The following is a 2089-nucleotide window of genomic DNA, read 5'->3' as shown; positions in this document are numbered from 1 at the left end:
CCCCCACCACACCCAACAAACCCACCGCCACACCCCGAACCCCACCAGGAACCCCCGCACCCACCTCCGGCACAGCACACACCACCACAACCTCAGGAACCTCCCCACCCTCCTCCACCACACCCACCAACTCACCCACACCACCAAAACACCGACCCACACCACACAACCCCAACCCACCATCACCACCCACCAACACCCACCGATCATTCCCGACAGGCTGACCACCAAGCGAAGCAGGCACCCACTCCACACCGAACAAACCATCACGAACCCGCCCCGCCGTCAGACCATCAGCAGACACCGGCCGCAACACCAACGACCCCACCGAAGCAATCAACCCACCAACCGCATCAGCCAGCAGCACCGACACACCCTCACCCGAAACCGACGGAGCAATCCGCACCCGCGCCGTCACCGCACCCGCCGCATGCACCACCACATCACCCCACGCAAACGGCAACACCAACCCCTCACCCCCAACACTCAACCCAGCCACATGCAACGCCGCATCCAACAAAGCCGGATGCAACCCAAACCCCGCCACCGCCACACCCTCCAGCAACACAACCTCAGCAAACAACTCCTCACCACGCCGCCACGCCGCCTGCACCCCCCGAAACACCGGCCCATAAGCCAACCCACGCCCAGCCAAACCCCCATAGAAATCACCCAAGTCCACCGCAACCGCACCAGCCGGCGGCCACACCAACAACTCCCCACCCTCAGCCACAACAACATCGACGCCCGTATCGGCAGGTGCCACCAAACCCGTCGCATGGCGAGTCCACTCGCCTCCAGACACGGCATCCTCGGCCTGGGCGTAAACACCGAACACCCGGCGGCCGGCCTCGTCCGGCCCCTCCACGGTGACTTGCACCCGGACTCCGCCACGCTCCGGCAGTATCAGGGGCGTTTCGATGAGCAGTTCCTCGACTTGCCCACAACCAGCCTCGTCGCCGGCGCGTACGGCCATGTCCAAGAGTGCCGCTCCGGGTACCACCGTCTGGCCGGCCACGACGTGGTCTGCCAACCAGGGCTGCGTGGAGAGGGAGAGCTGCCCGGTCAGCACCAGCCCGCCGGTTGCGGGCAGTTCGACGGCAGCACCGAGGAGTGGGTGACCGGAGGTCTCCAGGCCGAGGTGTTCGGCCCGGCTTGCCGCGACCGGGTTCAGCCAGTACCGCTGGCGCTGGAACGCATACGTAGGCAGGTCGACCCGCCGTGCACCCGTTCCCGCGAACACCTGGTCCCAGTCCACCGCCTGGCCCCGGACATGGACCCTGGCTATCGCCGTGAGCAGTGCACGGACCTCGTCGCGTCCCCGGCGCAGCACCGGCAGCCACACCTCACCCGCATCAGCTTCACCAGTGTCAGCTTCACCGGTGTCGCTGGTGGTGCGGATCTGGGGGCCCATGCCCGACAGCACACCGTCCGGGCCGATCTCGATGAAGGTGCGTACGCCGTTGTCCCGCAGCGCGGAGACGGCGTCGGCGAAGCGGACGGCCTCGCGGACGTGCTTGACCCAGTAGGCGGGGTCGGTGACCTCGGTGGTCACCGGCTGCCCGGTCAGAGCCGAGACCATGGCCAGCCGCGGCTCCTGATAGCCCACCGCGCCGACGACCTGGGCGAAGCGCTCCAGCATCGGCTCCATCAGCGGGGAGTGAAACGCATGCGACACCCTCAGACGCCGGGTGCGTGCCCCCGCCCGGGCCAGCTCCTCGGCGGCAGCCTCCACCTCGGCCTCAGCACCCGAAATCACCACAGCCCGCGGCCCGTTGACCGCCGCGATCCCGACCAGGGGGTGGTCCTGGATCGCCTCGGCGACCTGTTCCTCGGTGGCCTCGACCGCGACCATCGCCCCGCCCGAGGGCAACTCCTGCATCAGCCGGCCCCGCGCGGCCACCACCGCGCAGGCGTCCTCCAGCGACCACACCCCAGCAACGTGGGCCGCGGCCAGTTCACCGATCGAGTGCCCCGCGACCACCTGCGGGGCAATCCCCCAGGACTGGAGCAGCCGGAACAGTGCGACCTCGACCGCGAACAGCCCCGCCTGCGCCCAGACGGTCTCATCCACCCGGCCACCGCCGAG

1 protein-coding gene is annotated in these 2089 nt (G+C 68.5%); it reads right to left on the bottom strand.

The features are described from left to right. Nucleotides 1-2074, bottom strand: a 2074-nt coding sequence (locus tag AQI88_RS46465; protein WP_244184660.1) for an acyltransferase domain-containing protein, incomplete at its 3' end; no start/stop codon positions are given. Nucleotides 2075-2089: the final 15 nt, after the last annotated feature.

Origin of the sequence: Streptomyces cellostaticus, from assembly GCF_001513965.1 — a bacterium.
GTDB classification, from domain to species: domain Bacteria; phylum Actinomycetota; class Actinomycetes; order Streptomycetales; family Streptomycetaceae; genus Streptomyces; species Streptomyces cellostaticus.
This window is presented reverse-complemented; position numbering and strand designations above follow the sequence as displayed.